We start from the raw sequence: 13,114 nt of genomic DNA on the forward strand, positions 1-13,114 counted from the left end.
TCGGGAGGGGGACGCGTCAGCCGTCCGCACGCAGCACGCCGGCGATCGCCGGGCCCATGGCGCGGAGCAGCTCGATGAGCGTGTCGGACTGTGTCCTGCTCAGATCCACCAGGACGCGGGACTCCGCGTGGACCAGCTCGGTCATCGCCCTCTCGGCCGCATCCGCGCCCTGGGGGGTGAGCTCCGCCAGCCGGCTGCGCGTGTCCGCACGGTTCAGCCGGCGTGTGACGTGGCCCGCACGCTCCAGACGATCGAGCCGGTTCGCGACGGTGGCCGAAGGCGCGCCCGTCATCCGCCCGAGCGCGGACGGGGTGAGGGCGCGGTCGGGCGCGACGCGCAGGCGCGACAGGATGTCGAACGCCCACGGCTCGACGCCCGCCGCCGCCAGCGCCTCCGTGCGCAGCACATCGATCGAGGCGACCAGGCGCCGCATGCGTGACATGACGTCCAGCGGTGACAGGTCGACCGCCGGCAGGGCGATCGTCCAGTGGGCGATCAGCAGGTCGACCTCGTCTTCCGTCGTCATCCGTGCTCCCTTGTCGGATCCGGCCCCGCGTCCATCCTGCCCGCCCGCGCGACCGCGCGTCAGATCGTCGCGGCGTCGATCACGAAGCGGTACCGGACATCGCTCGCCACGACCCGATCCCAGGCGGCGTCGACCTCGTCCGCCGTCACCAGCTCGATCTCGGGCGTGACACCGTGCTCGGCGCAGAAATCGAGCATCTCCTGCGTCTCACGGATGCCGCCGATCATGCTCCCGGAGACCGACAGGCGCTGCCCGGCGAGCGAGAAGGGGCTGATCCCGATCGGCTCCTCCGGGAGTCCGACGTTCACGAGCGCTCCGTCGCGACGCAGCAGCGACAGGATGCGGTCGAGGTCGCTCGGCGCGGACACCGTGCTGATGATGAGGTCCTGGCTGCGGCGCAGCTCGCGGAAGGTCTCCGGGTCGGCGGTGGACAGGTAGCGCGTCGCGCCGAAGCGCAGGCCGTCCTCCTGCTTCGAGAGCGAGTGACCGAGCACCGTGACCTCGGCCCCGAGCGCCGCGGCGAGCTTGACGCCCATGTGTCCGAGACCGCCCATCCCGATGATCGCGACCTTCTTGCCGGGGCCCGCGCCCCAGTGGCGCAGCGGCGAGTAGAGCGTGATGCCCGCGCACAGCAGCGGGGCCGCCTTGTCGAGCGGGATCGAGCCGGGGATGCGGAGCGTGTAGCCCTCGTCGACGACGATCTGGCGGCTGTAGCCGCCCTGCGTGTAGGCGCCCTCGGGGTGTCCCTCCGGGAGCGGCGCGTTGTAGGTGCCGCGCATGCCCTTGAGGCAGTACTGCTCGACGCCGGCGAGGCAGTTCTCGCACTCGCGGCACGAGTCGACGAAGCAGCCGACGCCGGCGTGGTCGCCGACGGCGAACCGGGTGACCTCGCTGCCGACCGCGCTGACGATGCCGGCGATCTCGTGGCCGACCACGAGGGGGTAGTGGGCGGCTCCCCACTCGTCGCGGGCGGTGTGGATGTCGGAGTGGCAGATGCCGGCGAACGCGATGTCGATCACGACGTCGTGCGGGCCGGGCTCGCGTCGCTCGATCGTGGTGCGCTCGAACGGTGCGCGGGCGGAGGGGGCGGCGAGGGCGGCGACAGCAGGCATGTGTCTAGTCTGCCCCCTCCGCCGACCCCCTCCGCCCGCGGGGGAGGCAGGCGGGCTATCGGACGCCCGCGGGATCGGCGAGGAGAGCGGCGAAGGCGAGCTCCGCGGGCCCGACGAGCATGAGCCGGGACCGCAGGTGGGCGCGCTCGAGTCGGATCGTGCGGCCCTCGGCGCCCAACGGGTGCACGCGGACGGCTTCGGCCAGCCGCTCGCGGCTGACCGAGAGGAGCACTCCGAGATAGCCCGAGAGCACGACCGTCTCCGGGCTGAAGGCGTTCACGAAGTTCGTGAGCGCCGTCGAGAGGACGTCGACCTGGCGGGCGACCTCGCGCAGCACGGCGGGGTCGCGCACGACGCCGAGCTCGACATCCAGCTCGTCCTCGTCGAGCTTGCGGCGCCCGAGCAGCGGCTCCAGCAGGCCGAGGCTCACCTCCGCCTCGAGACATCCCTTGCGCCCGCACACGCAGCGGCGGCCGCGGGGATCGATGACGGTGTGCCCGAGCTCGCCCGCGTAGCCGGAGGTGCCGCGCAGCAGCGTGCCGTCGATGATGAGTCCGCCGCCGATGCTGTGCAGCGCGCCGCCGAGGTAGAGGAGGTTCCGGGCGCCGCGGGCGACGCCGAATCGCGACTCCGCGAGCGCGCCGATGCTCGCGTCGTTGCCGGCGGTCACCGGCATCCCCAGCTCGTCGCTCAGACGCGCCGCCACCGGATCGCGCCGCCAGCCGAGGGTGGGGGCCACGAGCACCGAGCCGTTCGCGTTGACGAGGCCGGGGACCGCGAGCCCGGCTCCGATCACCCGGTAGTGCCGGTCCATGTCGGCGCGCATCGCCTCGACCGAGGATGCTGCGATCTGCACGAAGCGACGGGGTGTCGGGGGCCTGGAGGTGTCGTGCCGTAGGCGTGCGTGGACGGTGCCGCCCAGTCCCACGAGCGCGACCGTGACGGCCTGCGGCTCGACCCGGACGCTGAGGGCGGCCACCCGGTCGTCCGGCTGCAGATCGAGGGTCGGCCGGCCGACGCGGCCGGTCGGCGCGCCCGCGGGGAGCTCGCGGACCAGTCCGAGCTCGATCAGCTCCGCGACGAGGCCGGTGATCGTGGACCGGTTGAGCCGGGTCGAGGTTCCGAGCTGCGTCCGCGACAGCGTGCCCTCGGAATGGAGGAGCGAGAGGACCGCCGAGAGGTTCTGGCGACGGATGAGATCGTTCGTCGTGCGCGCCGTCGACGGTGGGCTGACCCCCGCGCCGTCGAAAGCAGTCGTAGACATGTCGATTCTCCTTGCCGCTCATCCTCCCATCGGATGACGCGGTGCTCGTGCCGGGGAAGGGAGGAGGCCGTGGCGGGCGCCGCGTCGGCGCGCCCCCACGGCCTCCTCGCGCACGTCGGTCAGATGCCGCCGCTGCGCTTCTTGTTGAACACGTCGAACGCGACGGCGAGCAGCAGCACGATGCCCTTGATCGCCATCTGCCAGGCGGCGTCCACGCTCAGGATCGACAGGCCCATGTTGAGCACGCCCATGACGAGACCACCGATGACGGCGCCGACCACCGTGCCGATGCCGCCCTGGACCGCCGCACCGCCGATGAAGACGGCCGCGATCGCGTCGAGCTCGTAGTTCTGACCGGCGGAGGCGACCGCGCTGCCGGCGCGTGCCGTGCTCACCACGGCCGCGAGGCCAGCCAGGACGCCCATGTTGACGAACACGAAGAAGTTGACCCACTTCGTCTTCACCCCGCTCATGACGGCGGCGAACAGGTTGCCGCCCATCGCGTAGACGTGGCGGCCGAACACGGTGCGGTTGAGCACGAACGTGTAGGCGAGCACGAGGGCCGCGAGGATGATGAGCACGATCGGCATGCCGTTGTAGTCGGCCAGCGTCCACGCCGTCGCCATGATCGCCACGACCGCGATGATGTTCTTCAGCCAGAAGGAGCCCGCCACCTCGCGAGGCAGCTCGAGACGCCGCAGCTGTGCGCGGGTGCGCAGCTGCTGGGCGATGAGCGCGAGGCACGCGATCAGGCCGATCACGAGGGTGAGGACGTCGCGGTTGGCGATGTAGCCGAACACGGGCGGCAGCCAGCCTGCGCCGATCGCGGTGAAGCCGTCGGGCAGGCCGCTGATCGTGCCGCCCGTGAGGAGCACGAGCGTCAGACCGCGGAACAGGAGCATGCCCGCCAAGGTGACGATGAAGGCGGGGATGCCGATGAACGCGACCCAGAAGCCCTGCCAGGCGCGCCGACGACCGCGCCGACCACGAGCGAGAGGATGACGGCGGCCCACCACGGGAGGCCCCAGCTGTTCATGGCGATCGCCGCGATGGCGCCCACCATGGCCACCACCGAGCCGACCGACAGGTCGATGTGACCGGCGATGATCACCACGACCATGCCGACCGCGAGGATCAGCACATACGCGTTCTGCTGGATGAGGTTGTTGACGTTTCCGGGCATCAGCAGGCGTCCGCCCGTGAGGGCCTGGAACAGCACGATGATGATGACCAGGGCGGCGAGGATGCCGTACTGCCGGAAGTTGATGCGCGAGAGCAGGCCGCGCCTCTTCTTGGCAGGTGGGGTGTCCACGGTCTGCGTGGATGCGGTGGTCATGGGACTCAGTTCCTTCCGGCGGTCATGTGCCGCATGAGCGTTTCCTGGGTCGCGTCCTCGCGGCTGACCTCGCCGCTGATGCGTCCCTCGGAGATGGTGTAGATGCGGTCGGAGAGCCCGATGACCTCGGGCAGCTCCGACGAGATGACGATGACGGCCTTGCCCTGCGCGGCGAGCTCGTTGATGATCCCGTAGATCTCGTACTTCGCCCCCACGTCGATGCCGCGGGTGGGCTCGTCGAGGATCAGGATGTCGGGGCCCGTGAACATCCACTTGGACAGCACGACCTTCTGCTGGTTGCCGCCGGAGAGCTTCCCCGTGATGGCGGCCACGCTCGGGGCCTTGATGTTCATCTTGTAGCGATACGAGTCGGCGACCTTGTACTCGCGGAAGCGGTCGACGACGCCGAGCCGCGCGAGCCGCGACAGGGCGGCGGCGGACACGTTGACCTGGATGTCTCCGATGAGGTTCAGGCCGTACCGCTTGCGGTCCTCGGTGGCGTACGCGATGCCGTTGCGGATGGCCGCGTCGACCGTGCGCACATCGATCGGCTGGCCGTTCTTGTAGGCGGTTCCGCTGATCCCGGTGCCGTACATCCGGCCGAAGATGCTCATCGCCAGCTCCGTGCGCCCGGCGCCCATGAGACCCGCGAACCCGACGATCTCGCCGGCGCGGACCATGAAGTTCGCATCCTCGATGACGACGCGCTCGGTGTCGACCGGGTGGTGCACGGTCCAGTTCTCGACGCGGAACAGCTCCTCGCCGATGTTGGGCTCGCGCGGCGGGAAGAGGCTGTTGAGGTCACGTCCCACCATCGCGCGGATGATGCGGCCCTCGTCGGTCGACGGATCGCTGCGGTCCATCGTGTCGACCGTGCGCCCGTCGCGGATCACGGTGATCCGGTCCGCGATGCGCAGCACCTCTTTCAGCTTGTGGGAGATGATGATGCAGGTGATGCCCTGGGTTCGCAGCTGTTCGATGAGCCCGAGCAGGTGGTCGGAGTCGTCGTCGTTGAGCGCCGCGGTCGGCTCATCCAGGATGAGGAGCTTGACGTCCTTGGCGAGCGCCTTCGCGATCTCCACCAGCTGCTGCTTGCCGACGCCGATCTCGTAGATCTTCGTCGCGGGGTTCTCGCGCAGGCCGACGCGCTGCAGCAGCTCGGCGGCCCTGCTGTTGGTGCGGTTCCAGTCGACGATCCCGCGGGTGGCGATCTCGTTGCCGAGGAAGATGTTCTCGGCGATCGACAGGTAAGGGCTGAGTGCCAGCTCCTGATGGATGATGACGACGCCCGCGGCCTCGCTGTCGTTGATCGAGCGGAAGGCGACATCCTTGCCCTCGAGCTGGATCCTGCCCTCGAAGCTGCCGGCGGCGTACACGCCGCTCAGCACCTTCATGAGGGTCGACTTCCCGGCGCCGTTCTCACCGCAGATCGCGTGGACCTCGCCCGGCTGGACCGAGATCGACACGTCGGAGAGGGCGGGGATGCCGTTGAACGACTTGGAGATCCCCGTCATCCGGAGGATCGGTTCTGTCATTGCTGCCTCTTCTCGTCGTCGGCGACGACGCGGTCAAGCGGCGGGCGGACACGTCGCCGTGCCCGCCCGCCACGAGTGGATCAGAGTCCGACGTCGGACGCCTTGAGGAACCCGGAGTCGATCAGCTTCGACTGGACCGTGTCCTTCGTGACCACCTCGGGGGTGAGGAGGTAGGCCGGGACGACCTTCACGCCGTTGTTGTACGTCGTGGTGTCGTTCGTCTCGGGCTGCTGGCCGTTCTTGATCGACTGGATCATCTGGAACACGCGGTCGCCGAGGGCGCGGGTGTCCTTCCAGACGGTCATCGCCTGTGTGCCGTCGAGGATCGCCTTGACGTTGGCCTTGTCGGCGTCCTGTCCGGTGATGATCGGGTAGTCCGCGCCGGCGGTGTAGCCGGCCGACTTCAGCGAGGCCTCGATGCCGATCGCCAGGCTGTCGTTGGGGGACAGCACGACGTTGACCTTCTTGCCGCCGGTGTAGAACGAGGACAGGCGGTTGTCCATCTCGGCCTGCGCCTTGTCAGAGGCCCAGCCCTGGATGCCGATGCTCGCCCAGTCGGCGTCGGAGGCCGGGGCCTTGCCGCTGGGGACGACGAGCTTGCCGCTCTGCACGTAGGGCTGCAGGACGTCCCACGCGCCGGAGAAGAAGAACTTCGCGTTGTTGTCGTCGGGGCTTCCGGCGAAGGGCTCCAGGTTGAAGGGGCCGGCGCCGGTCTTCAGGCCGAGCTGGTCCTCGATGAACTGGCCCTGGAGCTGACCGACCTTGTAGTTGTCGAACGTGGCGTAGTAGTCGACGTTCTTGCTGCCGTTGATGAGACGGTCGTAGGCGATGACGGTCGCGTTCTGCGCCTTCGCCTCGTCGAGCACCGGGCCGAGGGTCGAGCCGTCGACCGCGGCGATCACGAGGATCTTGGCGCCGCCGGCGACCTGGTTCTGGATCTGGCTGATCTGCTGGTCGGTCTTGTTGTCCGCGTACTGCAGGTCGACCGTGCAGCCGGCGTCCTTGAGCTGCTTCTGCAGCTGCTCGCCGTCGTTGATCCACCGCTCGAGGCTGCGGGTGGGCATCGAGATGCCGACGTTGCAGTCGCCCGAGGCCGCGGCACCGCTCGCGTCGCCGCCGCCCTTGGTGGACGAGCACGCGGCAAGGCTCACGGCCATGGCCGCCACGGCGATCGCCGTGATGAGCTTCTTCTTCATCGTGATCTGCGTTCCTCTCTGAATCGCAGGGACTTCGCCCAGTCCTCGCTGCGGCCCGCTTCGGACGCAGCGCTCGGGTTCGTCATCGTCCCAGCTACTGTGTGTCGCCGTCGTAATTATGACGGCTCCGTCAACATATAGCTCTGCCGTGAATTTGTCCACTGCCTCCCCATAATTCGCTGAGCCCCGCCACCGTGTCCCGCTTTCCCCACATGCATGTCCCACTTTGGGCCGCTCGGCGGTGCGCCGGGCGGCCCAAAGTGGGACTGGTGGGGGTGGGGGGATGGGGGCGCGCGCTACCTCGTCACGGTCACCGTCATCGGTGCGCTGGCGGTGGTGCCGGCCGCGTTCGTGAAGTCGACGCGGTAGGTGTAGCTGCCGGGCGCCTTCCCCGAGACGTCCAGCTGCGCGACCTGCGCGTTCGGGGAGTGGTCGGAGAGGGAGCCCTGCGCCACGACATCGCCGTCCTCGAAGAACGTGTACGAGGTCGCATTGGTGCCCCACCACAGGTTCGCCGTCACGCGGTAGCCGCCGTCGCCATCCCCGTTGTTGTTGCTGAGGACCACCGTTCCCGGGTTCGCCTGCGTGACCTGTACGGTCGTCGACCCCGTCGCGGTGGTGCCCTTGCTGTTGACGAGCTCGCCCGTGTAGACGTATGTGCCGTTGGGCCTTCCGCTGATCGGCACGGACGCCGTCTGGGCCGCGGAGCCGGCGAAGCTCAGCTGCTTCGTCGCGATCAGCGTGCCGTTCTCGTAGAGCCGGTAGAGGGAGCCGTTCTGTCCCCACCACAGGTTCATCACGACGTTGTAGGCGCCGTCGGCGAGACCCGTGTCCCAGCCGTTGTCGTTCGACAGGGTGGCCGTCGCGGGCGCCGCCGTCGCTCCGTCGGGCACGGTGACTCCGGCGCTCCAGTCGGATGCGGTGCTCTCACCGAAGGCGTTGACCGCCACCACCGAGAACCGCGCCGTGTCACCGGGCCAGATGCCCGCGATCGTCGCGGAGGTCGTGCCGCCGTCGACGCTCGCCACCGGATCGTCGACGCCGTCGCGGTACACGCGGTAGCCCGTGATGGCGGAGCCGCCGTCCGCCGGCGCGTCCCAGCTCACGGTCACGGCGTCCGCGTCGAGCGCCACCGACGGTGCGGCCGGCGCCGCCGGCGCCGTCGCGGCCGTCACCGAGAAGGAGTCGAACTGGTTGATCGCCGACTGGTTCACGTCGTGCGACGTCGAGAACATCCCGGCATCCTGCGTGGCCGCCGCCGAGGCGAGCACGACGGGGGAGCCGATCCGGACGAAGTTGGAGCCGTCGTACGAGTAGGACGCCGTGTAGGACGTCCCGGTGCGCGCGAGCTGCACCCAGATCGGCCGGAACACGTCGACATTCGCGCGTGCCTCGGCATCCAGGTAGCCGTCTCCGTTCGAGTCCCACTCGAAGACCACGCCGTTGCGCCCGGTGACCGCCACGACCGCGTATCCGGCCGAGGTGCCGGCCTGGGTCATGTCGTTGCGGACCATGACCCCCGACTTCGCCCAGGCGTTGGCGTCGTTGATCGACACGACGCGGGCGGTGACGCTCGCCTGCGCGTTGACCGATGCAGCGCGGTAGATCGATCCGAACTGATCGTCGCGCTGACCGCCTCCGCCCCACACGTCAGCCCCCTGGGCCGCGATGCCGTAGCTCTGACCGCTCTGCCCGAAGAACGAGCTCGACGCGGACGCGCCTGCCGTCCGGAGGTCCGCGGCGACGGGCGAATCGGTCGGGCAGGCCGCGAAGCCGAGCCGGTTGGCGTTGAGCGATGTGCGGTACTCCGGCGCGACGCCCGCCGCGCAGATCACGTCGATCGCGGCAGCGGGCCAGGCGGCGCCGTCGACCTTGACGTTGTTGACCAGCGTGTTGTTGTGGGCGGCCGCATTCGGCGCGGACACTCCGCCGGAGTTGTACCAGTTGTTCTGGATGACGTTGTCGCTCGTGTTGTTGCGGAGGCTGTACGCATTGGTGAACACGAAGGATCCGCCCTGCACGACGTTGTTCTCGTACGTCATCGACCGCGAGCCCTCGTCGAGGTAGAGTCCCACGCCCGAGATGTTGAACAGGTAGTTCTTCGCGACGACCGAGCCCGGGCTCGCGGAGAGGTTGTAGACCGAGCCGCCGTCGGCGAAGCGGGCTTTCGTGTTGTGCACGAGGTTGCCCTCGACGCGGTTGTCCCGGAGCGTGGTGGGCGTCGTGTAGCGCGTGTTCCAGTTGTAGTAGCCGCGGTCCAGGTAGTCGTCGGAGCCGCCGGCGTCGTTGATCCCCCACCCGTAGCCGGTGTCGATCCCGTCGTAGGGCACGTTCGAGACCTCGTTGTGCAGGATCTGCGCGTTCGTGACGTAGGTGCTGAGGATGCCGCTGTTGTCCCGGTAGTCGACCGAGACCCGGCTCACGGTGTTGTCCCGAATGAGGATGTCGCGATTGGTCATGCGCGGATCGCTCGGGTGGTGCGCGTCGGGCAGCACCCCACCGACGGCGATGCCGTGCCCGCTGTCCTCGAAGAACCGGTTGCCGATCACCTCGATGCTGCTCGCGCCGAGGCCGACGCCGCTGAGGTGGGCGTTCGCGTCGTTGCCGATGCCGAGCGCCGACTGACCGAGCCCTGTGAAGGTGTTGCCGGTGAAGGAGACGCGTGTCGCCGCGGACACCTGCACGGCCGCCGGCTCCTGGAACCAGCTCGTGCGTGCGCGCTCGAACATCTCGCAGCCGCGGGAGCAGCTCGTGAAGGCGTCGGCCGGGCGGTAGTCGTAGGCGCCCTTCAGGAAGGCGCCGTTCTGCTGGCCGGCGTAGCCGTCGGCCGAGGGGCCGAGCCATGACGTGCCGGAGAACTGGATGCCCTCGAAGGCGAGGCCGGACACGGGCTCGTCGTAGGTCCCGCCGATGCTGAGGAGCGTCGCCAGGCGGGGCAGCTCGACGTCCAGATCGTTCGGGTCCACGCCTTCCGCGGGCTTGTAGTAGAGCTTGCCGTCGTCGGGGTCGATGTACCACTGCCCGGTCTGGGTCAGGAACGCGAGGGAGTTGTCCAGGTACCAGCTCGGTCCTGCCAGGAAGGAGTTCTGAACCGTATCCCATCCCCAGGTGTTGTTGTCCCATGCCGGCTGGGCCATCGTGATCTCGGTGGCGCTGATGCTCTGGACCGGCGTGTACCGGTTGGTGAAGTCGCCGAGCGTTTCGAACTCGATGCGGCCCTGGTCGGGGAGCTCGGCGAGGTAGCTCAGCGCCGAGTTCTCGATCGTGAGGCCGGTGGCCGTCGGGGTGACGTCGGTGTTCGCGAGCCGGATGGCGGCCCGTGGCGCCAGCACGCCGTCGACGACGAGCTGGCGGGTATCGAGACCGGTGGGCGTGTCGGCGACCCAGATCCCGCGTCCGACGTCGGAGGGATGCCACCCGGTGACGGCGGAGGCGCCGCTGATGACCGGGTGCGCGCCGTCGGCCGCGGTCCAGCGGACGACGTGGTCGCCGCCGCCGTCCTGTGCGTCGAACCGCAGCGGCTCCGAGACGCGGTAGGTCCCGTCGGCCAGCTGCACTGTCACATCGCCGTCCGTCGTGTCGGCTCGGACGACCTCCTGGGCTCGTTCGATCGAGCAGGGCTGCGACGCGGTGCAGTCGCCGGTGGCGCTTCCGTCCGGCGCGGCGTAGTACACGGACGCGTCATCCGCGTGCGCGGCGGCCGGGAGGAGCAGGGATGCGACGACGGCGCTCGTGCCGAGCAGGGAGAGGACTGCGGTTCGCGTGCGGCCGGTCGCTTGCGTCGATGGATGTCGGACTGACGTCGGTGTCATGGCGTTCGCCTCCTGTGAGAGGGCATCGGTGCCCTCCCTAGGAGTATCATACGTAATATCTATGAGGCAAGGAGGTGTGCGCACCCTTGCCGTGAGCGGGGCCATGCGGCCGCGATCGTCGCAAGCCCACGCGTCGTCCGCGATGCGCGCAGACTCCGCGCGCACGGCGGACTCGGGCCGAGCGCGCGCAGATCGCCGAGGATGCGCGAAGGGCGCGAGGAGGCTCAGGCCAGCGCGGCGACCGACGCGTACCCGCGCGAGAGGATGTCGGGCGCTGCGGGATCGCCCCCGAACACGCGTGTCGTGCCGGGCGCCGACGACCATTCCCGCCACCCGGGTGCGCCGGATCGGACGAAGGCGCTCGCCGCGCCGTGGACCGCATCCGCGAGGGCGCGCGGCGGGGCATCGCCCGCGATCGCGGGGACCCCGTCGGCATCCAGGCGGTCGAACCAGAACGGCACGTCGAGGCAGTGGCACGCCCACCCGATGACGGGGGACCGCCACGAGAACCCGTAGACCCAGGTGGGGGATGCCGCCCGCGCCGCGGCGACCCGCGCGACGAGCGAGCGGAACACCCGGTCCGTGACGTAGCGGCCCAGCACGGCCGCCGTGCCCTTCTGTCGCAGCGAGCGGTTCGCCGCGAGGTAGGGGCGACGCACGGCGCGGGCGACGCCGAGGCGGGCCAGCACGAGGGCGGCGGGCACGAATCGCAGCGGCCGGCGGAACCGGTCGAGCACCATCGTGAACTCGTCGTCCGTCGCGCCGATCACGAGCGGCTTGTCGGATCCGATGCCGGCGCGGATCGCCTCGACGGTCGGCCGTTCGATGAGCTCGCCGTCGATCATCGGACCCCAGCCGAGTCCGCCCTCGAGCATGGCCTTCGCGGGGGCGAGCTTGTCGCGGGATGCCGCATGCTCCGCCTCCTGCTGCAGGTCGCGCAGCCGCAGCTCGTCGACCGAGGAGAACCCCGCCCGATCGGGGGCGACGCCCGCGAGTGCGGCGAGCCGGGCCGAGCGCTCCCTGGCCTCCGCGAGCGGGATGTCGCCGACGGCGCCGGACATCGACCACGCCGCGTGGAACAGGTGCTGTGCCGCCGGCATCCCGAGCAGCGTCAGCACGGCGCCGCCGCCGGCCGACTGCCCGGCGATCGTCACGCGTCCGGGGTCGCCGCCGAAGGCCGCGATGTTGCGCTGCACCCACTCGAGCGCGGCCAGCCAGTCGCGCACGCCGCGGTTGTGGGGTGCGCCTTCGATGTAGCCGAAGCCGTCGAAGCCCAGCCGATAGGAGACCGTGACGGTGACCACGCCGTCGCGGGCGAACGCCGCCCCGTCGTACCAGGGGCTCGCGGGGGAGCCGGAGACGAATCCGCCGCCGTGGATGTACACGAGCACCGGAAGGGCGGCCGCCGCATCCGGTGCCGGGGTGAAGACGTTGACGTTCAGCGTCGACTCGCCGGGCACGGATGGCTCCGGGATCAGCGTGATGCCGGTGTCGCCCCGCTGCGGCGTCGCCCCGAAGGCGGTCGCATCGCGCACCCCGTCCCAGGGCTCGACCGGCTCGGGGGATGCGTAGCGCAGCGCCCCGACCGGGGGCTTCGCGAACGGGATGCCGAGGAACGCGAACGATCCGGCTCGGGCGATGCCGCGCACCGCACCGGCCTCGGTCGCCACGACGGGGTCGCTCATCGGGGGCTCCTCTGCGTCTCGAGGAGGGTGAAGAACGCCTCGACGACCTCGGTCATGTCCGCCTCCTCGGGCTCGAGCATCCACTGCAGCTGCATGCCGTCGGCCACGGCCTGCAGGAGGCGGGTGATGGTCTGCGGCGGGATCGCGTCGGTGATCCTGCCCTCGCGCTGCGCCGCCTCCAGCACGTCGTCGAGCCGCTCCCGGGCGCGACGGCCCCGGTCGACGAAGAAGTCGTGCGCGGCGTGCTGCGGGTCGGTCGCGTCCACGGCGAGCTGCGAGAAGAGGTGCACGAGTCCCGGCACCTCGGTGTTGTGGCGGATGAGCCGGACGTAGGACGCGACTGCTTCGTCATAGGGGTGCGCTCCGCCGGTCCCCTCCCCGAACGTGTCCACGTCGACCTCGTCGCGCAGGCGCAGGATCTCGGTGAACAGCTCCTCCTTCGAGTCGAAGTAGTGGAGCAGCCCCGCCTGGCTGAGACCGACGGCATCCGCGATCTGCTTGACCGACGCGCCGCGGTAGCCCTCGCGGGCGACGACCTCGAGCGCGGCGCGCAGGATCTCCTCGCGTTTGGCGACGCCCTTCGCGTACGAACCCCGCTGAGCCATGAGCCGAGGATAAACCGAACGATGCTTGATTTCTAGAAACCGA

The 13,114-nt window shown here is 69.8% G+C and carries 8 protein-coding genes and 1 pseudogene; all 9 read right to left on the reverse strand.

Features of this window, described 5'->3' with window-relative positions; translation table 11 throughout:
- Positions 1-16 precede the first annotated feature (16 nt).
- A complete protein-coding gene (locus QE381_RS12330; RefSeq protein ID WP_307218569.1) occupies positions 17-526 on the reverse strand; it encodes a MarR family winged helix-turn-helix transcriptional regulator in 510 nt (169 codons plus the stop codon).
- 59 nt (positions 527-585) lie between these two features.
- The gene (locus QE381_RS12335; RefSeq protein WP_307218571.1) at positions 586-1,638 is read right to left on the reverse strand and encodes an NAD(P)-dependent alcohol dehydrogenase; all 1,053 of its coding nucleotides are present in this window, start codon (positions 1,636-1,638) and stop codon (positions 586-588) included.
- Positions 1,639-1,693: 55 nt separating this feature from the next.
- Positions 1,694-2,902, reverse strand: coding sequence for an ROK family transcriptional regulator (locus QE381_RS12340; protein WP_307218573.1), 1,209 nt, complete (start codon positions 2,900-2,902; stop codon positions 1,694-1,696).
- Positions 2,903-3,021: 119 nt separating this feature from the next.
- Positions 3,022-4,238: pseudogene (gene mmsB, locus QE381_RS12345) on the reverse strand (multiple monosaccharide ABC transporter permease).
- Between the two features lie 5 nt (positions 4,239-4,243).
- Complete coding sequence (mmsA, locus tag QE381_RS12350; RefSeq protein WP_307218575.1) at positions 4,244-5,773, reverse strand: multiple monosaccharide ABC transporter ATP-binding protein; 1,530 nt, start codon at positions 5,771-5,773, stop codon at positions 4,244-4,246.
- Positions 5,774-5,853: 80 nt separating this feature from the next.
- Positions 5,854-6,969 (reverse strand): multiple monosaccharide ABC transporter substrate-binding protein, encoded by a 1,116-nt coding sequence (gene chvE, locus QE381_RS12355; protein WP_307218577.1) that lies wholly within the window; start codon positions 6,967-6,969, stop codon positions 5,854-5,856.
- Positions 6,970-7,265: 296 nt separating this feature from the next.
- On the reverse strand, positions 7,266-10,781 hold the full coding sequence (locus QE381_RS12360; RefSeq protein ID WP_307218579.1) for a fibronectin type III domain-containing protein: 3,516 nt from the start codon (positions 10,779-10,781) through the stop codon (positions 7,266-7,268).
- Positions 10,782-11,005: 224 nt separating this feature from the next.
- A complete protein-coding gene (locus QE381_RS12365) occupies positions 11,006-12,466 on the reverse strand; it encodes a carboxylesterase/lipase family protein (RefSeq protein WP_307218581.1) in 1,461 nt (486 codons plus the stop codon).
- Positions 12,463-13,071 (reverse strand): TetR/AcrR family transcriptional regulator, encoded by a 609-nt coding sequence (locus tag QE381_RS12370; RefSeq protein ID WP_307218582.1) that lies wholly within the window; start codon positions 13,069-13,071, stop codon positions 12,463-12,465. The genes QE381_RS12365 and QE381_RS12370 overlap by 4 nt, the downstream gene beginning before the upstream one ends.
- Positions 13,072-13,114: the final 43 nt, after the last annotated feature.

Source organism: Microbacterium sp. SORGH_AS_0888 (assembly GCF_030818905.1).
In the GTDB taxonomy this organism is placed as follows: domain Bacteria; phylum Actinomycetota; class Actinomycetes; order Actinomycetales; family Microbacteriaceae; genus Microbacterium.

Coding starts and splice junctions, on each gene's coding strand:
- QE381_RS12330 (WP_307218569.1), bottom strand. CDS start 526: ATGACGACGGAAGACGAGGTCGACCTGCTGATCGCCCACTGGACGATC.
- QE381_RS12335 (WP_307218571.1), bottom strand. CDS start 1,638: ATGCCTGCTGTCGCCGCCCTCGCCGCCCCCTCCGCCCGCGCACCGTTC.
- QE381_RS12340 (WP_307218573.1), bottom strand. CDS start 2,902: ATGTCTACGACTGCTTTCGACGGCGCGGGGGTCAGCCCACCGTCGACG.
- mmsA (WP_307218575.1), bottom strand. CDS start 5,773: ATGACAGAACCGATCCTCCGGATGACGGGGATCTCCAAGTCGTTCAAC.
- chvE (WP_307218577.1), bottom strand. CDS start 6,969: ATGAAGAAGAAGCTCATCACGGCGATCGCCGTGGCGGCCATGGCCGTG.
- QE381_RS12360 (WP_307218579.1), bottom strand. CDS start 10,781: ATGACACCGACGTCAGTCCGACATCCATCGACGCAAGCGACCGGCCGC.
- QE381_RS12365 (WP_307218581.1), bottom strand. CDS start 12,466: ATGAGCGACCCCGTCGTGGCGACCGAGGCCGGTGCGGTGCGCGGCATC.
- QE381_RS12370 (WP_307218582.1), bottom strand. CDS start 13,071: ATGGCTCAGCGGGGTTCGTACGCGAAGGGCGTCGCCAAACGCGAGGAG.